Origin of the sequence: Roseateles puraquae (assembly GCF_002205845.1) — a bacterium.
Lineage (GTDB): Bacteria > Pseudomonadota > Gammaproteobacteria > Burkholderiales > Burkholderiaceae_C > Pelomonas > Pelomonas puraquae.
Map to the genome: position 1 here is coordinate 16183 of NZ_NISI01000017.1, position 23930 is coordinate 40112.

General features: G+C 66.9%; 26 protein-coding genes. 21 read left to right on the top strand and 5 right to left on the bottom strand.

The genetic code is table 11. The features are described from left to right. The first annotated feature begins 6 nt into the window (after nucleotides 1-6). The 6 genes from CDO81_RS24965 to CDO81_RS24990 all read left to right on the top strand — a co-directional run bounded on the left by CDO81_RS24965 (nucleotide 7) and on the right by CDO81_RS24990 (nucleotide 4015). Complete coding sequence (locus CDO81_RS24965; protein WP_193466538.1) at nucleotides 7-516, top strand: GlcG/HbpS family heme-binding protein; 510 nt, start codon at nucleotides 7-9, stop codon at nucleotides 514-516. Nucleotides 517-539: 23 nt separating this feature from the next. Then, the gene (locus CDO81_RS24970) at nucleotides 540-953 is read left to right on the top strand and encodes a DsrE family protein (protein ID WP_088485974.1); all 414 of its coding nucleotides are present in this window, start codon (nucleotides 540-542) and stop codon (nucleotides 951-953) included. Nucleotides 954-997: 44 nt separating this feature from the next. Continuing rightward, on the top strand, nucleotides 998-2101 hold the full coding sequence (locus CDO81_RS24975) for a YeeE/YedE family protein (RefSeq protein WP_241517149.1): 1104 nt from the start codon (nucleotides 998-1000) through the stop codon (nucleotides 2099-2101). After that, entirely contained in the window at nucleotides 2098-3024 is a 927-nt protein-coding gene (locus tag CDO81_RS24980) for an MBL fold metallo-hydrolase (protein WP_088485975.1), read from the top strand. Before CDO81_RS24975 ends, CDO81_RS24980 begins: the two co-directional genes overlap by 4 nt. A 109-nt stretch (nucleotides 3025-3133) precedes the next feature. Then, entirely contained in the window at nucleotides 3134-3418 is a 285-nt protein-coding gene (locus tag CDO81_RS24985) for a heavy-metal-associated domain-containing protein (protein WP_338139996.1), read from the top strand. 78 nt (nucleotides 3419-3496) lie between these two features. Beyond that, nucleotides 3497-4015: a TlpA family protein disulfide reductase gene (locus CDO81_RS24990; RefSeq protein WP_088485976.1), complete on the top strand. Its 519-nt coding sequence runs from the start codon at nucleotides 3497-3499 to the stop codon at nucleotides 4013-4015. Here CDO81_RS24990 and CDO81_RS24995 read toward each other — a convergent pair. Then, on the bottom strand, nucleotides 3988-5100 hold the full coding sequence (locus CDO81_RS24995; RefSeq protein WP_088485977.1) for a YeeE/YedE family protein: 1113 nt from the start codon (nucleotides 5098-5100) through the stop codon (nucleotides 3988-3990). The two genes, CDO81_RS24990 and CDO81_RS24995, sit on opposite strands and share 28 nt — an antisense overlap. A gap of 113 nt (nucleotides 5101-5213) precedes the next feature. Between CDO81_RS24995 and CDO81_RS25000 the strand changes: the two genes are divergently transcribed. The 3 genes from CDO81_RS25000 to CDO81_RS25015 all read left to right on the top strand — a co-directional run bounded on the left by CDO81_RS25000 (nucleotide 5214) and on the right by CDO81_RS25015 (nucleotide 10204). Next, nucleotides 5214-5570, top strand: a complete 357-nt coding sequence (locus CDO81_RS25000) for an ArsR/SmtB family transcription factor (RefSeq protein WP_088485978.1) — start codon at nucleotides 5214-5216, stop codon at nucleotides 5568-5570. A gap of 8 nt (nucleotides 5571-5578) precedes the next feature. Next, complete coding sequence (locus CDO81_RS25005) at nucleotides 5579-6094, top strand: TlpA family protein disulfide reductase (RefSeq protein WP_088485979.1); 516 nt, start codon at nucleotides 5579-5581, stop codon at nucleotides 6092-6094. Nucleotides 6095-6769: 675 nt separating this feature from the next. Continuing rightward, nucleotides 6770-10204 (top strand): hypothetical protein, encoded by a 3435-nt coding sequence (locus tag CDO81_RS25015; protein WP_158218423.1) that lies wholly within the window; start codon nucleotides 6770-6772, stop codon nucleotides 10202-10204. Nucleotides 10205-10404: 200 nt separating this feature from the next. On the opposite strand, the gene trxC is transcribed toward CDO81_RS25015, so the two are convergent. Continuing rightward, nucleotides 10405-10830: a thioredoxin TrxC gene (gene trxC / locus CDO81_RS25020; protein WP_088486041.1), complete on the bottom strand. Its 426-nt coding sequence runs from the start codon at nucleotides 10828-10830 to the stop codon at nucleotides 10405-10407. Between the two features lie 231 nt (nucleotides 10831-11061). Here trxC and cydP point away from each other — a divergent pair, with 231 nt between their 5' ends. The 5 genes from cydP to CDO81_RS25040 are packed head-to-tail and all read left to right on the top strand — an operon-like array spanning nucleotide 11062 to nucleotide 14353. Next, the gene (cydP, locus tag CDO81_RS28390; protein WP_168928275.1) at nucleotides 11062-11238 is read left to right on the top strand and encodes a cytochrome oxidase putative small subunit CydP; all 177 of its coding nucleotides are present in this window, start codon (nucleotides 11062-11064) and stop codon (nucleotides 11236-11238) included. After that, entirely contained in the window at nucleotides 11235-12791 is a 1557-nt protein-coding gene (locus CDO81_RS25025) for a cytochrome ubiquinol oxidase subunit I (RefSeq protein ID WP_088485981.1), read from the top strand. Before cydP ends, CDO81_RS25025 begins: the two co-directional genes overlap by 4 nt. 10 nt (nucleotides 12792-12801) lie before the next feature. Next, on the top strand, nucleotides 12802-13944 hold the full coding sequence (cydB, locus tag CDO81_RS25030) for a cytochrome d ubiquinol oxidase subunit II (RefSeq protein ID WP_088485982.1): 1143 nt from the start codon (nucleotides 12802-12804) through the stop codon (nucleotides 13942-13944). A gap of 11 nt (nucleotides 13945-13955) precedes the next feature. After that, the gene (gene cydX, locus CDO81_RS25035) at nucleotides 13956-14078 is read left to right on the top strand and encodes a cytochrome bd-I oxidase subunit CydX (protein WP_088485983.1); all 123 of its coding nucleotides are present in this window, start codon (nucleotides 13956-13958) and stop codon (nucleotides 14076-14078) included. Next, a complete protein-coding gene (locus CDO81_RS25040) occupies nucleotides 14075-14353 on the top strand; it encodes a cyd operon YbgE family protein (protein ID WP_088485984.1) in 279 nt (92 codons plus the stop codon). The genes cydX and CDO81_RS25040 overlap by 4 nt, the downstream gene beginning before the upstream one ends. Nucleotides 14354-14409: 56 nt before the next feature. Here CDO81_RS25040 and CDO81_RS25045 read toward each other — a convergent pair whose 3' ends face one another. Next, nucleotides 14410-15342, bottom strand: a complete 933-nt coding sequence (locus tag CDO81_RS25045; RefSeq protein ID WP_088485985.1) for a LysR family transcriptional regulator — start codon at nucleotides 15340-15342, stop codon at nucleotides 14410-14412. 135 nt (nucleotides 15343-15477) lie between these two features. Between CDO81_RS25045 and CDO81_RS25050 the strand changes: the two genes are divergently transcribed. Together CDO81_RS25050 and CDO81_RS25055 are read left to right on the top strand one after the other, a co-directional pair. After that, a complete protein-coding gene (locus CDO81_RS25050; protein WP_144397402.1) occupies nucleotides 15478-16017 on the top strand; it encodes a hypothetical protein in 540 nt (179 codons plus the stop codon). After that, nucleotides 16014-17438 carry an MFS transporter gene (locus CDO81_RS25055; RefSeq protein ID WP_206602174.1) on the top strand — a complete coding sequence of 475 codons (1425 nt, stop codon included), beginning with the start codon at nucleotides 16014-16016 and terminating at the stop codon, nucleotides 17436-17438. The genes CDO81_RS25050 and CDO81_RS25055 overlap by 4 nt, the downstream gene beginning before the upstream one ends. A gap of 69 nt (nucleotides 17439-17507) precedes the next feature. On the opposite strand, the gene CDO81_RS25060 is transcribed toward CDO81_RS25055, so the two are convergent. Then, a complete protein-coding gene (locus tag CDO81_RS25060) occupies nucleotides 17508-17657 on the bottom strand; it encodes a DUF3149 domain-containing protein (RefSeq protein WP_088485987.1) in 150 nt (49 codons plus the stop codon). A 153-nt stretch (nucleotides 17658-17810) separates the two neighbouring features. Here CDO81_RS25060 and CDO81_RS25065 point away from each other — a divergent pair, with 153 nt between their 5' ends. After that, complete coding sequence (locus tag CDO81_RS25065) at nucleotides 17811-18086, top strand: ArsR/SmtB family transcription factor (RefSeq protein WP_088485988.1); 276 nt, start codon at nucleotides 17811-17813, stop codon at nucleotides 18084-18086. On the opposite strand, the gene CDO81_RS25070 is transcribed toward CDO81_RS25065, so the two are convergent. After that, entirely contained in the window at nucleotides 18087-18446 is a 360-nt protein-coding gene (locus CDO81_RS25070) for an ArsR/SmtB family transcription factor (protein WP_088485989.1), read from the bottom strand. It lies immediately after the preceding gene. Nucleotides 18447-18589: 143 nt separating this feature from the next. Between CDO81_RS25070 and CDO81_RS25075 the strand changes: the two genes are divergently transcribed. Genes CDO81_RS25075 through CDO81_RS25090 form a run of 4 tightly spaced genes read left to right on the top strand, consistent with a single transcriptional unit; the run spans nucleotide 18590 to nucleotide 23395 of the window. Next, nucleotides 18590-19624, top strand: a complete 1035-nt coding sequence (locus tag CDO81_RS25075) for an efflux RND transporter periplasmic adaptor subunit (RefSeq protein WP_088485990.1) — start codon at nucleotides 18590-18592, stop codon at nucleotides 19622-19624. Continuing rightward, on the top strand, nucleotides 19624-22824 hold the full coding sequence (locus tag CDO81_RS25080) for an efflux RND transporter permease subunit (protein WP_088485991.1): 3201 nt from the start codon (nucleotides 19624-19626) through the stop codon (nucleotides 22822-22824). Before CDO81_RS25075 ends, CDO81_RS25080 begins: the two co-directional genes overlap by 1 nt. After that, nucleotides 22821-23030, top strand: a complete 210-nt coding sequence (locus CDO81_RS25085) for a YgaP family membrane protein (protein ID WP_088485992.1) — start codon at nucleotides 22821-22823, stop codon at nucleotides 23028-23030. Before CDO81_RS25080 ends, CDO81_RS25085 begins: the two co-directional genes overlap by 4 nt. Further along, on the top strand, nucleotides 23024-23395 hold the full coding sequence (locus tag CDO81_RS25090) for a rhodanese-like domain-containing protein (protein WP_088485993.1): 372 nt from the start codon (nucleotides 23024-23026) through the stop codon (nucleotides 23393-23395). The genes CDO81_RS25085 and CDO81_RS25090 overlap by 7 nt, the downstream gene beginning before the upstream one ends. Nucleotides 23396-23930: the final 535 nt, after the last annotated feature.

Genomic DNA, 23930 nt, shown 5'->3' on the forward strand with positions numbered 1-23930 from the left:
ACCGTGATGCGGACACTGCTTGCTCCACTCGCGGCACTGGTGCTCAGCAGCGTAGGTGCAGCCCACGCGGCAGACGCACCACCGCTCTTCAGCACGCAGCAGCTGACGCCGGAAACCGCCCTCGTCGCCGCACGTGCCGCGCTGGCGCACTGCCGCGCGGCTGGCCACCAGGTCGCCGTCGCCGTGACGGACCGCAGCGGCCAGGTGCAGGTGCTGCTGCGTGACCGCTTCGCCGGTGCCCACACCCTCGACATCGCTCCGCGCAAAGCCTGGACGGCCGCGAGCTTTCGCATGCCCACCGCGGCACTGGCGACCGAAACGCAAGCCGGCAAGCCCATGAGCGGCATTCGCCAGTCAGCCCAGGTGATGGCGATCGGCGGCGGCCAGGTCATCGAGGCAGCGGGCGCTGTTGTCGGCGCCATCGGCGTCTCGGGCGCCCCCGGCGGCGAGGCGGACGACGCCTGCGCGCTGGCCGGCGTCAAGGCCGTGACCGAGTTGATCGAACTGAACGGCTGATCGCCACCCGCGAGGAGACTTCCATGCACAAGCGCTTCCTGCTCGTCCTGTTCACAATGTTCCTGGCGGCTCCGCTCGCCTGGGCGGGTGACCTCGTCGTCTATCACTTCGACAACGCAGCCGCGCAGGGCCTCAAGGGCCTGCGCAACATCCGCAATCACCTCGACACCGACCCGTCCGCGCAGATCACCGTGGTGACCCACGCCGAGGGCGTGGACCTGCTGATGGAAGGTGCGAAGGCGGCCAACGGCACCGAGTTCGCGCCGCTGGTGTCAGCGCTGAAGGCACGCGGCGTGCGCTTCGAGGTGTGCGAGATCACGCTGAAGAACCGGGGCCTGAGCAAGGACCAGTTCGTGCTGGATGCCGACTACACGCCCTCCGGCGTGGTGCGCCTCGTGAAACTTCAGAAGTCCGGCTACGCCTACATCAAGCCTTGAGCGTGCTCAACACGCGCTGACGCCCCTCGCCGCAGACTGCGGCCATGGCCGCAATGCCCATGTCCATCGAATCCCTGATCGACCGGCTCGGTGAACCGGCCACACTGGCGCTCGGCGCGGCTGTGATCGGCATGGCCTTCGGGGCCTTCACCCAGCGCTCGCGCTTCTGCCTGCGGGCCGCGGTCATCGAGTTCGCACGCAACCAGCGCACGGGCGGCCGCCTGACCGTGTGGCTCTTTGCCTTCGCCACCGCCGTGGGCGCCACGCAGTTGCTGGCGCTGCTGGGCGCGTTCGATGCCAGCAATGCCCGCCAGATCGCTGCACGTGGCAGCTTGTCGGGCGCAGCCATCGGAGGGGCGCTGTTCGGCATCGGCATGATCCTTGCGCGGGGCTGCTCCAGCCGCATGCTGGTGCTGGCGGCACAGGGCAATCTGCGCGCGCTGCTGTCGGGCCTGATCTTTGCGGTGACGGCGCAATCCGCGCTGACGGGCGCCCTGTCCCCGTTGCGCCTGGCCATCTCCGAGTGGTGGACCATCGACGGCGGTGGCGCACGCGACCTGCTCGCGCGCACCGGGATAGGTCACACGGGCGCCCTGCTCTTCGCCGCCGTCTGGTTCGTCGCCGCCGTGTTCTGGGCGCGGCGCCAGCGTGTGGGGGCCTGCGGCTGGGGTGGGGCCATCGGCGTGGGCCTGACCGTGGCGGCCGGCTGGTGGTTCACTTATGCGGTCTCCAAACTCGCCTTCGACCCGCACCCCATCCAGTCGCTCAGCTTCACCGGCCCGTCGGCCGAAGTGCTCAGCCGCGTGCTGTTCGTCAGCGACAAGCCTTTGAGCTTCGACGTCGGCCTCATCCCGGGCGTGTTCCTCGGCGCCTTCCTGGCCGCGGCGCTGTCGGGCGACCTGAAGCTCGAAGGGTTCCAGGGCGGCGCGAGCATGCGCCGCTACATCGCCGGCGCGGTCTGCATGGGCTTTGGCGGCATGCTGGCCGGAGGATGTGCCGTCGGCGCCGGGCTCTCCGGTGCCGCGGTCTTCACCGCGACATCGTGGGTGACGCTGGCCGGCATCTGGATCGCGGCGGCGCTGACCGACCGCCTCGTCGACCAGGGCGACGCCCCTCCCGCCGTGACCGAAGCGGGCGCTGTGCGATGAAGTGGAGCCTAATCTCTGCGTTCTGGCTGCTGTCCGGGCTCAGTGCATGGGCAGCGCCACTCACGTTGCAGCCGGTCGCCCCCAACATCTGGTTCGCGCAGGGCGACGCCGCCCTCGGCACGCCGGAGAACCGCAACTTCATCTCCAACGCCGGCGTCGTCGTCACGCCTGCGGGCGTGGTTGTCATCGACGCCTTGGGTTCGCCCGCCGTGGCAGCCGATTTGCTCAAGGCCATCCGGCGCATCACGCCCCTCCCTGTTCGCTACGTCATCCTCACCCACTACCACGCCGACCACATCTACGGCCTGCAGGTGTTCAAGGACCAGGGCGCCACCGTGCTGGCCCACGAGGCGGGGCGTGAGTACCTGCAGTCCGACACCGCGCAGCTGCGGCTGCAAGCCACCCGCGAAAGCCTCGCGCCCTGGATAGACGCCAAGACGCGCCTCGTGCCCGCCGACCGCTGGCTGCGCGCCGACGAGGTGCTGGAACTGGGGGGCGTGCGCTTGCAACTGCGCCACGTCGGCCCGGCGCACACGCCGGAAGACCTGACCGTGTTCGTCGAAGGCGCGCGCGTGCTGTTCGCGGGCGACCTCGCCTTCCGCGGCCGCATCCCTTACGTGGGCCAGGCCGACAGCCGGGGCTGGATCGCTGCCCTCACCCGCCTCATCGACAGCGCGCCGGCCGCCATCGTGCCGGGGCACGGCCCCCTGTCCACCGAAGCCCTGGCCGACCTGCGGCTGACACGCGACTACCTGCAGTACCTCCGCGACACCATGGGCCGCGCCGCGGCCGACATGCAACCCTTCGAGGAAGCCTACGCGGCCACGGACTGGAGCGCCTACGAGAGGCTGCCGCTGTTCAAGGCCGCGAACCGCATGAACGCCTACAACACCTACCTCCTGATGGAGCGCGCGGCGCCGTGAGGGAGCCGTGCCCGATCAGGCGGGGGTCGCGGTGGCCGTGGTTTGCCCTGCATCAAAGCTCGTTGGCACAGCGCTTGACCTTCCCATGGGGGCAAGGTTCAGACTGAGCATGCTGTTCAACCAGGAGTTCACCATGCATACGTTCCAAGTCGCCGACATGACCTGTGGCCATTGCGTCAGCGCCATCACCAAGGCGGTTCAAGCGGTCGATGCCAATGCCCGCGTCGAAGTGGACCTCGCCCAGCATGCCGTGCGGATCGACGGCGCGCGAGTGGATGCCGATGCACTCGCGGCCGCGATCACGGACGCCGGCTACCACCCGGTCAAGATGGAAGCGCCCGCGTTTGCCGGCGCTGCGCCCCGGCGTTCGTCGTGCTGCGGCTCTTGCTGCTGACGTCAGCACCGTGTCTCGCGCCATCGCCACCTGCCGCCGCACCAGGACCCTCGACTTGTGCGCCCGCTCAAACGCCAGATGCTGAAGGTCCCGGTCTGCTGGCTGCTGGCGGGTTTGCTGGGCTTCAGCAGCTGGGTCCAGGCTGATCCAGCCGCCGAGGCGCTGTGGGCCGCATGCCCGTCTGGCCTGCCAAAGAGCGACGTCCAAGGGCGGCCGCTGGATTGGGTCGCCTGGCGCCACACGCCCGTGCTGGCGGTGATCTGGTCGCCGGACTGCGCCTTCTGCCAGCGCCACAACGCCAAGCTCGACGCGCTGCTGCGCGAGGTGCCCGGCGCTGCCGTCATCGGCATTGCCGTGGACAGCCCGACGGAGGCGGTGACACGAACCGTGCAGCGCCGCGGCTATGCATTCCCCGTCATTGCCGATGGCAGCGGGCCATGCGCGGTGCGGCCGCAGCTGACGCCGCGCCGTGTGATCCCGATGACCTGCTGGCTCGGCGACGCGCCCACGCAGCCACGCTGCATCCCGGGCGAGATGAGTGACGACGACCTGCGAGACCTGTTGAAGGCTCAGGCGCGGTCCAGGCGCCACTCCTGATATCGCAGCCCGACCCAGGCGCCGGCCACCATCGCGGCCAGAGCCAGGAAGCTGCCGAGGGACAGGGTGGACACCCCCGTGATGCCCTGCCCGACCGTGCAGCCCATCGCGACGATGCCGCCCACGCCCATGCAGACAGCGCCCACCAGATGCAGACCCAGGTCACCGACGCCAGCAAAGCCCTCCCACCGGAAGCTGCGCTCCCGCCAGGCCATCAGCCCCGCGCCGACGACGATGCCGCCGACCGTCGCGATGCCCAGCGTCAGCGTCTTGCTCTGGTCACTGAACATCAGCAGCCAGTCCACCGCGTAGGCCACCGGCGCAATCGTGCTGAGAGATTCCATGCGGCGGGAGTTGGTGGCGAGATAGACAGGCTCGAGGGTTCGCGGGTCCTCCGGCAGAAATCCCAGGTGGCCGGACACCCACCACAGCGCCGTGATGACCGCGGCCACGCCCGCGCCGATGGCGAGCACCGGCCAGGCACGCTCATCCCGCCCGCGCGACGCGGCCATCAGCAACGCCAGGCCCAGCACGGCGGCGATGCCCCAGGCCCAGGTGACAGCACTCCCACCCACGAGGTGGGCTGCCAGCGTCGGCAGCGCCTGCCCGGCCGGCAGCTCGACGAAGACTTTCTCCAAGGTGCCCACGCGGGCCACCGCGGTAATGCCCCGCAGCGTCGCCCCGGCGGCAATCGCAGCGACGAGCAACACCACCAGGGACTTCAGGTTGCCGCCCCCCAGCCGAACCAAATTCCGGCTGATGCAGCCGGAACCCAGCACCATGCCAAACCCGAACAAGGCGCCGCCGAACAGCGCCGAGAGCCACAACAGTCGGGTGCCGGTGTAGATGCTGGCGGCCGGGTCGATGGCACCGCTGGCCGCGAGCGCCTGGAAGCCCAGCATGGCCGCACCACTGGCCGCCATCCACTGGCGCGCCCGCCGCCAGTCCCCCATCGTGTAGACGTCAGAGATGGCGCCCATCGTGCAGAAGCGCGTGCGCTGGCACAGCGCCCCGAAGATCACGGCCAGGCCGAAAGCCGCCGCAAGCACCTGGCGTGTGAGGGCGGGCAAGCTCGATTCGTCCATGGCGGTCAGCGTTCTGCAAGTTGGGATGCCTCGCCATTCTCGGTTCAAGGGAGGCGCACATCGGCGCTTGCTGATACAGTGATTTTCCCGAGCTGTCCGCCCTGCCCTCCGCGATGACTGACGCCCCTGAAGAAGACCGCGTCTTCGAGTCTGCTGCTGAACTCTTCGGTGTGCTGGCCACCCCGATCCGCCTGAAGATCATCAGCGCGGTATGCAACGGCGAGCGCAACGTCTCTGAGCTGCTGGCGCAGATCCCCACCACCCAGCCGAACATGTCGCAGCACCTGTCCACGCTCTACCGGGCCGGCATTCTGGGCAAGCGACGGGAAGGCACGCAGATCTACTACCGGCTGCAGAGCGAGAAGGTGGCGATGCTGTGCCGGGCCGTGTGCACGCAGATCGCAGTGGAGCTGGATGGCGATGAGCCGGTACCCAGCGAGGAACGGCTGCTGGTCGGCGGCCTGCGCTGAGACGGTTAATGCCTCTGCTGGACCGGCGCCAATGGAACACCCGCCTGGCGGCATTCCTCGCCGCTGCAGCCCTACCGGCGGCCCGTGCCGCTGAGCCCTTGAAGAACGTGCCAGCCTTGGGGGCCGCCCTGCGCTTGCCGGATGTGCCCTTGCTGGAAGGCGGTGAGTTCAAGGCCGCTGCGGCCCAGGGGCAGGTGGTCGTCGTGTACTGGTGGGCCAGTTGGTGCCCGTTCTGTGCCCAGGTCACGCCGCACATCCAGAAGCTCTGGCATGCCCAACGAGACCGCGGCCTGCAGGTGCTGGGCCTCTCCATCGACCAGGACCTGGCCGCCGCCAAGGCCTACCGCGCCCGCCGGAACTACGACTTCCCGAGCGGCTGTGTGACGCCCGCCGTGGAAGCCATCCTGCCCAAGCCCCAGGGCCTGCCCGTTACCGTGGTGCGGGGTCGTGATGGCCGTGTGGCCGCTGCCGAGACCGGCCAGATCTTCCCGGAAGACGTGGAAGCGTTGGCGCGCTTCCTCTAGGGCCTATAGGCCTCTAGGGTGCAGGCGCTGGCCTGTACTGCCGGTCGGTGTTGGCTTCGATTGACCACGGCGCCTGTGCGGCCCTTTCGTGAACGACGGCTCTGCAGAGATAGCTGCCCCTTGGCCGGATCATTCTGACTGTTGGCTCTGCATAGAAGCCGCCGCTGATGACCTCAGTCGTCGACCAGACAAGCGTTGGCAGCTCCTCCTTTGAGATTCGCCAGAACGTGCTCTGCTATCTTGCCACCAAGCGTCCGGCAGCCCCCGGGCAGGCCCCGTCCTGGCCGACTGATCGCGCCGCTAGGCATCGCGGCATGAGATGCGAATATCAAGACGCCGTTTGGAGGATTGTTGAATGAAGTGGATTACCGCACTCGACCTGGACCAGTGGGCAGACACCCTGGCTGCCCGAGTCGACTTTCCTGGGATGGTTGGCGACCTGATCCGAGCATCGGTGGCGAACATCTCGGATTTCCGGTTTCCCAGCGGCGACAAAGGTCAGGTTCGCGGCTTTGACGCTGTGCTCGACGCGGAGAGCAACTACCCCTTCATTCCCGACGGCGAGTCGGTCTGGGAGTTCGGCGTCACCGAAGGGGGGGGGCGACGAAGGCAAACAGTGACTACAAAAAGCGCACGGACCAGATCGACGAAGTGGTGCGAAAGCCTACGACGTTCGTGTTCGCTTCGCCGAGAACTTGGGACAGCAGCACAGGCAAGAAGCGCGAGGACTGGATCGAAGAGAAGCGCGGGCTCAACGAGTGGAAGGACGTCATGTACATCGACGGCTCAATGCTCGAAGTCTGGCTGACGGAGCGCCCCGCCGTCGCCGCCAGATACGCCAAGCATCACCTTAAGAAGATGCCTCTCGCCGGTGCGCAGAGCTCTGCCGACTTCTGGGAAGAGTTCTCCACCAGGTTCGCTCCCGAGCTAGCCGACAAGGTTCTGCTGGCTGGCCGGGAGGATCAAGCAAGGCAGTTCGTCCAACAACTCAGCGCGGGCCCTGGAAAGCTGCTCTATGCGGCCGACGCGCCGGACGAGGTCGTCGCATTCGCCATTGCCGCCATCAGGAACGCAGATCCGGCGCTTAGGCTGTTTATCGAGGCGAAGACGCTGGTGGTCGATTCGGAGGACGCCGCGCGGCAGCTTTCACATAGGACGGGGCTCGTTTTTCTCCTCAAGGGCCAGGCACGCGGCCTGGCTGGCCTGACGATGCGGAGCGGCCCTACCGTCGTGAGCGCTGGCGCCGACGAGCGGCGACCTGACCATATCAAGCTAGCCAGGCCGAATAGCTCCCAGCTGGCTGAGGCGTTCGTGGCAATGGGCTTCTCGCAGCAGGAAGGCTACGATTTGGCGCGGAAGTGCGGCCGCAGTCTCGCGGTCCTGGCTCGACTTCTTCCCAACGGCTATGCCGCGAAGCCCGAATGGCTTGACGTCGCCGAGTCGTTGATCCCGGCAATGCTCGCCGGCGCGTGGCACGCACCCACCAAGCCGGACACCGACGTTCTGTGCGCGTTGGCGCAGACGCAAGACTACGAAAACGTCGAAGCCCCGCTCCGTAGGTTGGCCAGGCTGCAAGACCCACCCGTGGACCGCGTTGGTGACGTGTGGTCTATGCGCGCGTCAGTCGATGCATTCGTTCACTTGGGCTACATGCTGGGACCCAAACACCTAGAGCGTTTCAAGGAAGCGGCCATCGCGGTGTTCTCTCAAGTGAGCGAGCCCCCTAAAGCGGACGAGGTCTTCCGCCCAAAGGCCGAGCGCGAGGCGGTACATAGCAGTTGGCTCAAGGATGGGCTCATGACGACGCTGCTGCACATGGCAGTGCTACACGAACAGGCTTACTTCACTGTCACGGGCAGCACGCCGACCGAATACGTCAACGGCATCGTACGAGCACTGCCCGGCCTTTCTAAGGATCACCGCCTTCTGGCGGCCCTCCAAGACCAACTGATTCTTCTCGCGGAGGCCGCCCCCGTCCCTTTCCTTGAAGCCCTCGAGCAGTTGCTCGAGGGCGACGCCTCGGGCATTAAACCCATCTTCGAAGAGTTCGACGGCTTGCTCACCTCGCGCGCCTACCACTACGGCGTGCTGTGGGCGCTGGAAGTGATCGCATGGGACCCAAACCTTCTTCTGCGCGCGTCAATGTGCTTGGCTCGCCTGGCCGCCATCGACCCCGGCGGATCGGACAGCAACCGCCCCATCAACAGCTTGCGCGCCATCTTCCTGTCGTGGTCGCCGAACTCCTCCGCCAATGCCGCGCAACGCACGGGGGTGCTCACGCACGTCGTGGAGACCGTGTCCGAAATTGCCTGGCCACTGCTGGCCAAGCTTCTACCCAAACCCCATGACTCTTCCAGCCCCACGCAGAAGCCGAAGTTCCGTGAGTACGGCGATGGGAAACCGGAAGTTTTGACGTACGGGCTGGTGTGGGAAAGCCAAGCCGCCGTCATCAAGCTCGCGCTCGCCCGGGTTGGCCACGACCCGGCACGCTGGGCTGTGCTCATCGACGCACTCAACCAGTTCCCGGAGGCGGCCTTCCATGAAACCGTCGAGGCATTGCGCGTCGAACTGGCAACCCCGCACGACGGGACTTTCCAGATTTGGGACCGCCTTCGAAAGGAGGTGAACCGGCACAAGGCGTTCGCGGGCACAGATTGGGCGCTTCGGGACCGCCCCCTGTCCCTCCTCGACGAGCTCGTCACCCTGCACGCCCCTAAGAGCCCGGTGCTGCTCGTTTCCTGGCTCTTTGATGACTGGATGCCAGACGTGCCAGGCAAGGGTGCCGACGCGGACGATCCGATGTCGAGCGTCGAGGCAGCGCGTGCAAAAGCCATTGCTGAGGTGTACGCGGCGGGAGGGATAGGAGGTCTTGTGGAGCTGGCTGAAAAGGTTCAGCTTCCTCAGCATGTTGCATTTGCTGCCAGGACGCTGCAGCTCGATAAAGAAGAGCTGCTTCGCCTGCTCCATTTAGCGCTGGAGGTCGGGGCAGCGCTTGCTGGGTTTGCCGATGTCGTTCTGGCCGAGGCCGTTGAGCGCTTTGGCGACGATGGAGAAGCTCGCGTACGCACGGAGCTGCAGACCCACGGGTTCGAGCCAGATCGCATAGCTCGGCTGCTTATGAGCTTGCGCGAGGGCAAACGCGCCTGGACCTACGTGGCCACGTTCGGTGAAGCTGTTGAGGATGCCTACTGGCGAATCAAGCATTCCTACTTCGTCGATGGCACCACGGAGGAGCTACTGGAGGCGATTGCTAACTACACAAGCCGAGACCGGTTCATCGCTGCGTTGGACGCTGCGACGAGGCGACTCAAAGACCTACCTACAGCCCTGTTGATGGATTTGCTCAGGAGCGCGATACCAGAAATCAATTCGCGGGACCGTGCCAGCGGGAACAAGCAGTACATCCTCGAGCGCGGCTTCGATGAGCTGAGGCTGCGCAGCGATGCGCCGCTCGATGACATTGCACAGCTTGAGTTCGCATACTTGCCCATGTTCCGCATGCGGGAAAAGCCGCTCGTGCTTCACCGCCTGCTGGCCGAGAGACCCAGCTTGTTTGTCGAGGTTGTGACTGCGGTCTACAAGCCCGAACACGGCGAAGCTGGACCGATTGATGAAGGCGCGCAGGTCATGGCGACCTCCGCGTACGAGCTGCTTGAAGGGCTTCGCTCGCTGCCAGGTCAAGCCGACGGCCAGATTGATGAAGAGAAGCTGCTTGCGTGGTGCCAAGAAGTGCGCGAGCTAGCTACGAGGGCGGACCGATTGGCAATGGCGGAACAATGGATAGGGCAAGTGCTGGCTTGTGCCCCACATGATCCCCACGACGGCGCATGGCCTCACCGGGCGGTGCGGGTAGCAATTGAAAAGATCGCCTCCGACCGACTTGAGCGTGGATTGTCCCTGGCTCGCGTGAACCAACGGGGGGTCTATTCGAAGTCCATCGGCGAAGGTGGGGCTCAGGAACGTGAACGTGCAGCCCAGTGCCTTCGGTGGGCGGACGCTGTACCGGGCTATCCGCGTACTGCGGCAATGCTCAGGCGGATTGCTGAGAACTGGACACGGTATGCCGAGCGCGCGGATGTCGAAGCCGCAGAAGACGCACTGAAGTGGTAACCAGGGGAGCAAGCCCTGAGGCAAGGTGGGGCGCCGCTAGTCCAAGTGTCGACTTCCAAGAAGCCTGGATGACTCCTGTGCGTCAGATTGCTGTGGGCGAAGCGGGCAACCCCGTGCGACTGCAATCAGCGGCCTAGTCCGGTCATCACCAGCAGTGGAGCTCAGTGAGGCCGGAATCCGCACCAGGGCTTCCAGCGCCCCTATCGCCGTAGGGTGCTATCCACCCAGACGCCCAGCTGCGCCGCAGTCATGGCCCCACTCTGGCGAGCCACCTCCCGCCCGCCCACGAAGAGCAGCGTGGTCGGGATGCTGCGAATCTGCAGCGCTGCGCTGCTCTGGGGCGCGGCGTCGCTGTCGACCTTGACGAAACGCAGGTCTGGCCGTGCCTGCGCCAGTTGCGCAAAGTGCGGCGCGTACGAACGGCAGGGGCCGCACCAGGCCGCCCAGAAGTCCACCAGCACGGGCGCCTCCGTGCCCTGAAGGTAGGCGCTGAGGTCGGCATCGCCGAGGGCCACGGGCTGGCGAGGCGCCACCGGCTGGCCGCAACGCCCGCAGGTGGGGTCGTCGGCCAGGCGTTCATCGGGGACGCGGTTGCGGGTGCCGCAGTGGGGGCAGACGAGCAGCATGTGGGGCTCCAACAGGGATTCCGAGCGCATATCGGGCGGCGCCGACGGGCTTCAAGGGCGGCATGCCATCTGCCATCGCCCACTGCCATTTCTCATGTGGCAGTCGTGACTGCCAGCCGGCCAGCCCCTGGCAGAACCGTGCTGCCAGATGGGAAAGTCAGCCGGGACAGCGACTTAGCGCGCAACCGCCCAGCTCGCCTCGGCTGGCACGGTTCTTGGAATGACGTGGGCATGCCTCGCGATGAACACCGCCTCGTCCGCCACCTGGCCTGGGTGGTCGTCATCAAGCTGCTGGCGCTCGGCGGGCTGTGGTGGGTGTTCGTGCGTGACCAGCATGTCCGCACCGACGCTGCCGCGGCCGCCCAGCACCTCACAGCGCCTGCCCCCGACCAAGGAGAACCCCGGTGATCTCGGAACATGTCGTCGACCTGTCGCGGCTGCAGTTCGCAGCCACGGCGATGTACCACTTCCTCTTCGTGCCGCTGACGCTGGGCATGGTGTGGCTGCTGGTCATCATGGAGACCGTCTATGTGATGACAGGCAAGACGGTATGGAAGGACATGACCCGCTTCTGGGGCAAGCTCTTCGGCATCAACTTCGCACTCGGGGTCACCACGGGCATCACGCTGGAGTTCCAGTTCGGCACGAACTGGGCTTACTACTCGCACTACGTGGGCGACATCTTCGGGGCGCCGCTGGCCATCGAGGGCCTGATGGCCTTCTTCCTGGAATCGACCTTCATCGGCCTGTTCTTCTTCGGCTGGGACCGGCTCTCGCGCCCGCAGCATCTGCTCGTGACCACCTTGATGGCCGTCGGCACCAACCTGTCGGCGCTGTGGATCCTGATCGCCAACGGCTGGATGCAGAACCCGGTGGGTGCCGAATTCAGCTATCAGACCATGCGCATGGAGATGACCGACTTCTGGGCCGTCGTGTTCAACCCCGACGCGCAGGCCAAGTTTGTGCACACCGTGTCGGCCGGCTATGTGACGGGGGCGATGTTCGTGCTGTCCATCAGCAGCTGGTATCTGCTCAAGGGGCGGGACGTGGAGTTCGCCAAGCGCAGCTTTCGCGTGGCGTCGGCCTTCGGCCTGGCCAGTGTGCTCAGCGTGATCGTGCTCGGTGACGAATCCGGCTACACGGTCGGCGAGGCCCAACAGACCAAAATGGCTGCCATCGAAGCGATGTGGGAGACCGAGCCCGCACCGGCCAGCTTCAACATGATCGCGGGCATCAACGAGGCCGAGCAGAAGAACGACTGGGCCGTCGAGATCCCCTACGTCATGGGCATCATCGGCACGCGCAGCTTGAGCAAAGAGATCCCCGGCATCCGCGACATCAAGGCCAAGAACCGCGAGCGCATCGAGCGCGGCGTCCAGGCCGTCATCGCCCTGGAAGCCCTGCGCAAGCACCGGGGCGACGCAGCAGCGCTGGAAGCCTTCGAGCGCCACAAGGCCGACCTCGGCTTCGGTCTTCTGCTGAAGAAATACGTCACCGATGTGCGCCAGGCCACGCCAGACATCATTGAGCGTGCTGTGAACGACACCGTGCCGCGCGTGGCGCCGATGTTCTGGAGTTTCCGCCTCATGGTGGGTCTGGGCATGCTGATGCTGGCCCTGTTCGCCCTCTCGTTCTGGACGACGCTGCGCGGCGCCTGTGCCCACAAGCCTTGGCTGCTGAAGTGGGCGCTGTGGATGCTGCCAACGCCCTGGATTGCGTGTGAGCTGGGCTGGGTGGTGGCGGAGTACGGCCGCCAGCCGTGGACGATCTACGGCGTGCTGCCCACGCACCTGAGCGTGTCGACGCTCAGTGCCGAAAGCCTCTACGGGTCGCTGGCCGGCTTCGTGGGCTTCTACACCGTGCTGCTGATCGTCGAGGTCTACCTGATGGTGAAGTTCGCCCGTCAGGGCCCGGGCAGCCTGGGCACCGGCCGCTACCAGTTCGAACCGGCTCACGCCTGAGGAGAGAAGGATGCTCGATTACGCCACTCTCAAGATCATCTGGTGGGTTCTCGTCGGCGTGCTGCTCGTCGGCTTCGCCATCATGGACGGCCATGACATGGGCGTGGGCACCCTGCTGCCCTTCGCTGGCCGCATCGACGAGGAACGCCGCGTTGTCATCAACACGGTCGGCCCGCACTGGGACGGCAACCAGGTCTGGTTCATCACGGCGGGCGGGGCCATCTTCGCGGCCTGGCCGCTGGTCTACGCCACCGCCTTTAGCGGCTTCTACTGGGCGCTGCTTGCGGTCTTGTGGGCGCTGTTCTTCCGCCCCGTCGGTTTCGACTACCGCAGCAAGATCCATGACGCCCGCTGGCGCAGCACCTGGGATTGGGGCCTGTTCGTTGGCGGCGCCGTGCCTCCGCTGATCTTCGGCGTGGCCTTTGGCAACCTGTTGCAGGGCGTGCCCTTCCAGTTCGACGACTACCTCGTCAGCACCTACACCGGCAGCTTCTGGCAGCTGCTCAATCCCTTCGCTCTGCTCGCTGGCGTGGTCAGCAGCGCGATGATCACGATGCACGGCGGCACCTACCTGGCGCACCGCACCGAGGGTGTGATCCAGTCTCGTGCAATCTCCGCTGCACGCGGTGCTGCGCTGGTCACGATCATGGCTTTCGTGGCTGCCGGTCTTTGGCTGCGAGTCGGCGGCATCGAAGGCTTCGCGATGGCCCAGACGCCCGACCCGAACGCCTTGCCGGACCCGCTGGCCAAGGTGGTCGTTCGCAGCGCTGAGGGCTGGTGGACCAACTACCAGCACCAGCCCGCGCTGTGGGCCCTGCCGCTGCTCGGCGTGCTGGGCCCAGCCGCCGCGGCTGCACTGGTGAGCGTTCGGCGCACCCTGTCGGCCTTCGTGGCCTCGTCTCTGGCGATGCTCGGCATCATCGGCACGGCGGGTGCTGCGATGTTCCCGTTCATCATGCCCTCCTCCAGCATGCCCAACGCCAGCCTCACCGTCTGGGACAGCGTCTCCAGCCCGATGACGCTCGCGCTGATGCTCGGTGCCACGGTCATCTTCATGCCGCTGATCGTGCTCTACACGAGCTGGGCCTACCGCGTGATGCGCGGCAAGGTCACGGTCGAGCACATCCGCGCCAACGAACACACCGCCTACTGAAAGGAACTGCCATGTGGTACTTCGCCTGGATCCTCGGTGTCGGCTTTGCCGTGCTGCTGGCCGTGATGAATGCGATGTGGGGCGAGATGGCCGAGGACCGCCGCGCCTCGCATCGCCGGGATGACGCGGCATGAGCGCCCCGGCCCCAACAAGCCTGCATTGGCCCAGCCTCACGGCGGGGTTGGTGCTGATGCTCGCCGGCACGGCCTATCCCCTCGTGTTCGCCCGTCCGGATGGACATGCCGACCATGGCCTGGCCCTGCTGCTCTTCTGGGCGATGAGCGCAGGGTTCGTGCGCGGGGTGGGCTTCATCCCGCGGCACCGGGCTTGGCGGGGGCTGTTTTCTGGATGGGCTTGCCTCGCTGCAATCGCGCTGGCGGCGTTGAGCGTCGGCCTAAGGGCGGGCTGAAGGCGGGCTGAACCGCCAACCCGCTGCTGGCGGCCCATCGCCACGAACCGCCGGATTCACTCCAGGGCGTCGTCGGTCAGGTTCGCCACGTCCGGGCTCTGCTGAGAACACACGGCGCGCAAACACGCCCGGAACCATCGATGGACGGGATCCGCCTCCATGCGCGGATGCCACACCATCGACACGGTGAACCCGGGGCTGTCCACCGGTAAATCGAAGGAGAACATGCCCTCCCGCAGCCCCGTGGTATGACGTTCGGGCACGGTGGCCACCAGATGGGACTGACGAGCCAGCGCCAATGCGGCGGCAAAGCCACCGACCGAGGCGACGGTCCTTCGCGACAGCTCTTCAGGCAGAAATGGGCGCTCGACCGCGTCCTTGTCCAGCCCGGTGCGCGAGACGATCACGTGGGACGCGGCGAGGTAGGTCTCGATGGAGATCACGTCTCGGGCAAGAGGATGCGATCGGGCCGTCACTCCGATCAGCCGATCCCTGAAGAGCGCCTGCGTGCGCAACTCCGGCCCCATCGTGGGCCCGATCACCGCCGTTTCCAGGTCAATGCGTCCCTCGCGCAGCGGTGCGCTGTCCTTGTCGGGCTTCTGCAGAAAGTTCAGGCGAATGCCGGGCGCCTGCGCTTCGACCCGCGCCAGCAATCGCGGCCCGAAACTCTCGACAAAGCCATCGCTGGTGCGCAGCGTGATGCTTCGCGTGACGCGGGATAGATCGAGGGTGTCCGCCGGACGTAGCAAGTCGCGACTCTCTTGCACCAGGGCGCCGACGCGCTCCCTGAGCGCATGCGCGCGCGGCGTCGGCACAAGGCCTCGTCCCGCGCGCACCAGCAAGGGATCGCCCGTCGCTTCACGCAGTCGCGACAGCGTGCGACTCATCGCCGACGGGCTCAGGTTCAAGCGGCGTGCCGCCTCGGCCACGTTGCCGGTGTCCAGCAGCACATCGAGCGCGATCAGCAGGTTGAGGTCTGGCGGGCCCATGACGTCCAGTCTAGGTGACATGGCGTCAAACGCACGGACACATTGCAATCGCTGCGCCTTCCGCCATGCCCAACCGCTGCCTAGGATTTCCTCGACGCAGGGCAGCCCGCCCGCCGAACCGGCAAGGAGATCTTCATGACAACCGACACACTGGCAACTTCCATGGCGACGATCAGCGCCGCGTGGGGGCCCTTGAACAGCTCGCTCGCGCAACTCGCGCATCGCCAGATTGAAGCCCTGGCCAAGGCATCCCCCGAAGAGCCGTGGCTCGCGTCGCTGCATCACGACCGCCCGGCGAACCGCGAGCTCTACCGCGATCCTCGGCACGGATTCGTGCTGCTGGCCCACTTTGAGCCGCCTGCGCTGTACCGCCCGCCACACGACCATGGGCGCAGCTGGGTGGTGTACGCGGTGCAGCAAGGGGAAATCGAGATGGGCACGTACGACCGTGTCCCCGGCGCGGACGGCACGGAACATCTCGCCCACCGTCAGGCCACCCTGTTGCGGCAGGGATGCGCGTCCGTCTACCTGCCAGGGGACGTGCATGACACCTTGTGTGTCGCCGGCCCCGCGCTGCTCTTTCGCTTCACCGAGCGGGACCTGAAGCACGAGGATCTGACCGAACACCGCGTGACGCGGTTCAAGGAACACAACGGCGTGTGGAGTGCACCTTGACGGCCGAGCCAGCCGAGGCAGACGTCCGCAAGAGCACGCCCGAGCGCATGGCCATCGCGGTGGCCAGCGTCCTGGCAGCGATGACCCTCGTGGTGCTTGACGCAGCGATGACCAATGTCGCCCTGCCGGCCATCAGTCAGTCGTTGGGGGTCACGCCGGCCGAGGCGGTGCGCGTGGTGAACGGCTACCAACTCGGCTTGCTTGTCGCGCTTCTTCCTTCGGCAGCGCTGGGTGGCAGCGTCGGCTTCCGCCGGGTGTTCGTCGCAGGCACGGTGTTGTTCATCACGGCGTCCTTGCTGTGCGCCCTCGCAACAACGTTGACGTGGCTGGTCCTGGCGCGGGTAGTGCAGGGCATGGGCGGCGCGGCGATCATGGCGCTGGGTATCGCGACGCTGCGTACCGTCGTCCCGGGCCACCGCCTGGGCGCGGCCATCGGATGGAACGCGCTGGCGGTGGCACTCGCTTCAGCCGCCGGCCCGGCCGTCGGGGCCTTGGTCCTGTCCACAACGACTTGGCCCTGGCTCTTCGCCATCAACTTGCCCGTCGGTGCCGTCGTGCTGGTCTGTGCTCGTGCGCTTCCAGCGTCTGTCGGCACGGGCAGCCCCGTCGATCGCCGCGGGTTCGCGCTGAATGCCGGCACCTTCGCCTTGCTCGTGCTGGCAGCGGAGTCAGGAACGGAAAACCCACTGCTCGGGATCGCCCTGGGTCTGATGGCGACGGCACTCGCAGTCCTGCTGATTCGCCGCGACCTGCACCGCGAGTCACCGCTGGTGCCGATGGACCTGCTGCGTGCGCCATCCATGCGGGTGTCCGTCATCGCCTCGGTGCTGTGCTTTGCCGGGCAAAGCGCAGGTCTGGTCGCGCTGCCCTTCCTGCTTCTTCACGCGTTTCATTGGGCACCACTGGCGGCCGGTCTGTGCTTGTCCGTTTGGCCGCTCACAGTCGCCCTCACAGGCCCGCTTGCCGGCAAGCTGGCCGACCGAGTGAGCACCGCCGGGCTGTGCGCGGTTGGCGGCATGCTGCTGGCGGCGGGCCTGGGCGCGGCTGCGACGCTGGATTCGTCGGCTGGACTGGTGACCGTTGCGGCCTGCCTGGGTGCCTGCGGTGTTGGATTCGGGATGTTCAACGTGCCGAACAACCGCAACATGTTCCTGTCGGTCCCGCCGCAGCGCAGCGGGGCCGCAGGCGGGCTCCAGAGTCTGGCCCGCTTGTCCGGTCAGACGTTCGGCGCACTCCTGATGTCCGCGCTGTTCAAACTGGCCGATCTCGATGATGCGGCGAGCATGGGGCTGGCGCTTGGCGCTGTCTCCGCGCTCGCGGCCGGAGCGACCAGCCTCCTGCGTCGGCAGTTCATTCCGGCAGCGCCGTCTGCGCAGGAGACCCGCAGCCGACCGCCTGGGTCGGATGGCTCGTCAGGCTGAGTCACCTGGGCTGAGATAGGGCCTGACCATGGATCAAGCCAATTGGCTTGGGTCCTTAGCGCGCCAGCCTCAGCGTTGGCCTCCCTTGCGGGCTTCGTCCGCGTGCATGTGACGAACGAAGTAGCGGACAAAGAACGCGCCCATGCCCAGCATGAACGCAATGACGGCCAGGCTCAGCAGCCCGGCGTCGCTGGCGAAGATGTCCTTGAAGACTGTCATGGCGCACTCCTCGTGCAGTGGATGTGCAGGTGATTTCAGACCGTTCGACCGGCCCACGCCTTGATGTGCCGCAAGACCTCTTGCCGTGGCCCCGATAGCCTCTGAACCGCAGGACCGCCATCGATGGACGCTCTCAACCCTTTAACCGAATGCATGCCTGGCACGCTGGATCGCGCTGCCGCCCTGCTTCGCGTGATGGGCAACGTCGACCGGCTCCAACTGCTCGCCGCCTTGCAGCGCGAGGAGCTCTGCGTGGGCCAACTCGCGCAGCGCCTGGACATTCAGCAGCCCACGCTCTCACAACAGCTCACCGTGCTGCGCCAGCATGAGCTCGTCGTGACGCGCCGGGTGGGCAAGCACATCTTCTACCGTCTGGCCCCAGGCTTCGCGCCGCAGCTGCGCCTGGCGCTGCAGTTGGCAGCGGCCTGATCAGCCGGCGCGCCGTGACGCCTTGGTCGACTTGAGGAAGGTGCTGCGCTGCGCCGCGGAACGTTCCATGTGGCGCCCAATGTTGCCGCACACCAGGTCGCACAGCGCGTAGACCGAGTCGTCCGCAATGCTGTAGTAGACGGCCGAGCCGCGCGATTCTCGAGCCACGAGGCCTTGCTGCATCAGCACGGACAGGTGCCGAGAAATGTTGGCCGACGTGAAGCCGCAGGCCTGCGCGATCTCGCCCACGTTGCGCTCGCCCTGGCGCAGCAGGTTGAGGATCTGCAGTCGGGTCGGCTCGGACAGCGCCTGGAAGTAGGCGGCCACCTGGTGAAGCGCTTCGTCGGGCAAATCCTGCATGGCAACACAAGGGTGTGGATCGGGCTGCCCATCATGCCCGATTTGCACGGCATTCGTCGGATTGCTCATGTTGCCACTTGACTATTTAACTACATAGCTAAATACTAGATCATCGCTTCACAGAAGTCACGCCCGGAGTTCACATGTCTCGCAGCTTCAACGCACTGGCTGCCGCCACCTTCGCTCTGGCAACCGCCCTCGCGACGGCACCCGCCCACGCAGCAGACACCCTCGCCACATGGACCGTCGCGTCGTCCAACCTCCAGGGGCAGAGCAGCCATGACGGCACCGTCGAAGCGGTACGACAGACGGTCGTGGCCGCGCAGGTGGCGGGTGCCGTCGTCGCCCTGCCCGTCAAGGCGGGCGATCGGGTCAAGGCCGGCCAGCTGCTGGCGCGGCTGGATGCGCGGGCTGCGGAACAACAGGCCGGCGCAGCCACGGCCCAGGTCGAAGTGGCTCGAGCCGCCCAGCAGGTGGCCACGCTGGAGGTGCAACGCCAACGCCAGCTCTTCGCCAGCCGTTTCATCAGTCAGGCAGCGCTCGATCAGGCCGAGGCACAGTTCAAGACGGCCACCGCCCAGGCCAACGCGCAGCTGGCCGCCGCGCAGGCGGCGCGAACGGAAAGCGGTTACTTCGCTGTGAAGGCGCCGTATGACGGCATCGTCACGGAGCTCAACGTCATGCCCGGCGACATGGCCATGCCCGGCCGGCCCCTGCTGACGCTGTTCGACCCCGCCTCCCTGCGCGTGGCCGTCGCCGTCCCTGAATCCAGCGCCACCCAACTGCGCAATCGCCTCACCACGCCGGTGACTGTCGAGATCGCTGGCCAACGAATCACGGCCACCCGGTGGGAGGTGCTCCCCGCGGCGGACACGGTCACACACACCGTCATCGTCCGGATTGACCTGCCGGCCGGCACCGTCGCCACGCCGGGCAGCTTTGCTCGCACCTGGCTGCCGGGCGGTGCGGGAGGCGACTCACGCACCTTCATCCCGTCCCGCGCGCTGGTGCAGCGGGCCGAACTGAAGGCGGTCTACGTCGTCGGCGCTGACGGGCGCGCCTTGTTGCGCCAGGTTCGCGTCGGCCCCGCCAGCGGCGATCAGGTCGAGGTGCTGTCCGGCATCAAGCCGGGTGAGCGCATCGCGCTGGACCCGCAAGCCGCTTCGAGGAGGCCGTGATGGAACTCGGGATCTCCGGGCGCATCGCCCGCTTCTTCCAGTCAGCGCAGATCACGCCGCTGCTGGCCCTGGTGGCCCTCCTGCTGGGCGTCTTTGCCGTGGCCGTGACCCCGCGCGAGGAAGAACCGCAGATCAACGTGACGATGGCCAATGTGCTCATCCCCTTCCCCGGCGCGGCCGTGCAGGATGTGGAGCAGATGGTGGCGACCCCGGCCGAGCAGGTCCTGTCGCAGATGGCCGGCGTGGAACACGTGATGAGCGTGTCTCGCCCTGGCCTCGCGGTCATGACGGTGCAGTTCAAGGTGGGGGTCTCGCGCACCGAGGCGCTGGTGCGGCTGTACGACACCGTGCAGTCCCATGCCGACTGGCTGCCGGCCAATCTCGGGGCCCTGCCCCCGCTGGTCAAGCCCAAGGGCATCGACGACGTGCCCATCGTGACCTTGACGCTGCACGCGCGCGATGCCGGCACCGGCACCTTCGACCTGGAACGCATTGCCCACAGCCTGGAGGCCGATCTCAAGCGCGTGCCGGGCACACGCGAGGTCATGACCCTCGGCGGCCCGGGCCGCGCCATCCGCGTCGAACTGGACCCGGCGCGCATGGCTGCCGCCGGCGTCGGCGTGAATGAGCTGCGCCAGGCGCTGACGTCTGCCAACACCGGCGCTTCTGCCGGCCAACTGCTGGCGGGCGACCGCGCCGTGGATGTGCAGGCCGGCCCCTTCCTGCGTGACGCCCGTGAGCTGGGTCAGCTGGTGGTCGGCGCTCGCGGTGGCCGGCCGGTGTACCTGGCCGACGTGGCGCAGGTGGTCGACGGCCCCCTGCCCCCGCAGCGCTACGTCTGGCACGGCACGCGGGAGGGCGACTTCCCCGCCGTGACGCTGGCCATCACGAAGAAGCCTGGTGAGAACGCCATCGAGGTGGCCAATGCGTTGACGCAGCGTGTGGCCGAGCTGCGCAACACCATCATCCCCAGCGGCGTGGAAGTTGCCGAAACGCGCAACTACGGCGCCACGGCCAACGACAAGGCGATGAAGCTCATCCAGAAGCTGATGTTCGCCACGGCCTCGGTGGTCGCGCTGGTCTTCATCGCCTTGGGCCGGCGAGAGGCCGCCATCGTGGGCAGCGCCGTCATCCTGACGCTGACCGTCACGCTGTTCGCCTCCTGGGCCTGGGGCTTCACGCTCAACCGGGTGTCCCTGTTCGCGCTGATCTTCTCCATCGGCATCCTCGTGGACGACGCCATCGTCGTGGTGGAGAACATCCACCGCCACATGGCCCTGCACCCGAACAAGACGCTGGCCGAACTCATTCCGGGCGCGGTGGACGAAGTGGGTGGGCCCACCATCCTGGCCACGCTCACCGTCATCGCCGCCCTGCTGCCGATGGCCTTCGTGTCCGGCTTGATGGGCCCCTACATGAGCCCCATCCCGATCAACGCCAGCATGGGCATGCTGCTGTCGCTGGCCATCGCCTTCATCGTCACGCCCTGGCTGGCGCGGCTGTGGCTCAAGCGCAGCGGGCATGGCAGCGACGCGTCGCATGGGCTGGCCGCGAAGCTCGGGCCCTTGTTCGAGCGCGTGTTCCGGCCACTGCTGGACGAAGCCCAGGGCAGCCGCAACCGCCGCTGGCTGGGTGCCGGTGTGGCGGCCCTGATTGCGGTGTCCCTGGCCTTGCCAGTGGTCGGGCTGGTCGTGCTGAAGATGCTGCCCTTCGACAACAAGTCAGAGTTCCAGGTCATCGTCGACATGCCGGCCGGCTCCACACTGGAGCGCACGGCGGCCGCGTTGCGCGAACTCGGCGCCTACGTGGCGCAGCAGCCGGAGGTGACCGACTACCAGGCCTACGCCGGCACGGCCGCGCCGATCAACTTCAACGGACTGGTGCGCCAGTACTACCTGCGCGCCGGCGGCGAGGTGGGTGACCTGCAGGTCAACCTCGTGGACAAGCACCACCGCAGCCAGCAAAGCCACGCCATCGCGACGCGCCTGCGCCCCGCCCTTCAGGACATCGGCCGCCGCCATGGCGCCAACGTGAAGGTCGTCGAGGTGCCGCCAGGGCCGCCGGTGCTGTCGCCGATCGTGGCCGAGATCTACGGCCCTGACGCCGCCGGCCGGCGCAGCGTCGCGCAGGACGTGCGTCGCCTGTTCGAGCGCACGCCGGGCCTGGTCGATGTCGACGACTCGGGCATCGTGGATGCCCCCCGCAAGCTGCTGCTGGTCGACCGGCGAAAGGCTGCGCTGCTGGGTATTCCGCAGTCAGCCGTGGTGTCCACCCTGGCGGCGGGACTTGGCGGCGAAGCCACCACCTGGCTGCACGACGGCAGCAAGTACCCGGCCAGCGCCTGGCTGCAATTGCCGGCGGAGCGCCAGGGCGACCTGGACACGCTGCTGCAACTGGGCGTTCGCAGCCCGGCGGGGCAACTCGTGCCGCTGCGCGAGTTGGTCACCGTGAGCGACAGCCTGCGCGAGCAGCCGATCTTCCACAAGGACGGCCTGCCGGTGCATTTCGTCGTTGGCGACATGGCCGGTGCGCTGGACAGCCCGCTGTACGGCATGTTCAAGATGCGCGGCGAGCTGGCGGCGCTCAAGACGCCGGACGGCAGCACGCTGGCCGAGACGTTCATCCACGCGCCCAGCGATGCCTGGCGCGGCTACACGCTGAAGTGGGACGGCGAGTGGCAGGTCACCTACGAGACCTTCCGCGACATGGGCGCGGCCTATGCCGTCGGCCTGGTGCTGATCTACCTGCTCGTGGTGGCCCAGTTCGGCTCCTACCTCACGCCGCTGATCATCATGGCGCCCATCCCGCTCACGCTGGTCGGTGTGATGCCGGGGCATGCGCTGCTCGGTGCGCAGTTCACGGCCACCAGCATGATCGGGATGATCGCGCTCGCCGGCATCATCGTGCGCAACTCCATCCTGCTGGTGGACTTCATCCGCCTGGAAGTGTCGCAAGGTCGCCCGCTCAAGGAGGCCGTCGTTCACTCCGCGGCGACCCGCGCGCAGCCCATCGTGCTGACGGGCCTGGCCGCCATGCTCGGGGCCTTTTTCATCCTCGACGACCCGATCTTCAATGGGCTGGCCATCTCGCTGATCTTCGGCATCCTGGTCAGCACGCTGCTGACGCTGGTGGTCATCCCGCTGCTCTATTTCGTGGCCTATCGCCACGTCCCGATCCACAACCCAAGGAGTGCTTCATGAGTTCCTGGCAGATCGTCCGGCTGTTCGCCGGCAGCTTCATCCTCCTGTCCCTGCTGCTGGGTGTGCCCGGCAGTCCGGTGTTCGCCAGCACCTGGTGGCTGGCGTTCACGGCCTTCGTCGGAGCCAACCTGTTCCAGAGCGCCCTGACCCGCTGGTGCCCGCTGGAGATCATCCTGCGCAAGCTGGGCGTGAAGGGCGGATGCTGAGCATGCTCGACGCCTTGCAACGCTGGCTGCAACGCCGAGGCACGCCGCCTTCACCGACCGACAGTGCAGCGACCATCGAGGTGATCCCCGGCGACGGCCCCGTGTTGATCGACGTGCGGACCGTGAGGGAGCATCGTGGCGGGACGCTGGCCGGAGCCATCAACGTGCCACTCAGCCAGTTGGACGGGTGGGTGGCCACCGCCATCCCCGACCGCGCCCGCCCCATCCAGCTCTTCTGCGCCAGTGGCTCACGCTCGGAAGGGGCTTGCCGCCTGCTGCGCCAGCTGGGCTACCAGCATGTCCACAACGCCGGCGGACTGCTCGTTGCGGCTGCCCGCTTGCACCTGCCCATCGAACACCCATGACCCATCCTGCTGCTACGGCCTGGGACGCCCGTTTTCCGACGCCCGACTGAGTCTTCGGCACGGAATCCAAGCAATGGCTCGCGGCGTACGCCAGCCGGTGGCGGGCCGGTGACCGTGTGCCGTGTGTGGCCGATGGCGAAGGACTCAACAGCGTCTCGCCGGGGGTCCGGCCATGGCGGGCCTTCGGTCTGATTGGCGCGGTCGCCTGCAGACGCCGCCGCTGGCCCGGCTCCTAAGTCTGCAACCGGCTAGGCCGATGGACGCGAACTGCGCATGCATGACGGCGGAGCCAATGCCCCCGTCGGCTTGCCATCAGCGCGGCTATTGGACGGAAAATGTCCTACACGACAGTGCATTAGGTTGGAAAGTTCAAGTGAATTCTCGAACGTTCGGGCCAGTACCGCATCGTTCCATACCGGCTTTGCATAGGGTTTTCCCTGAATTGTCACAGTAGAAACCCTAAGATGCCGGCATCAACAACGAAGAAAGGGAAACACATGGAACTGCTGTTCATCACGCTCGCCATCGCCACCGT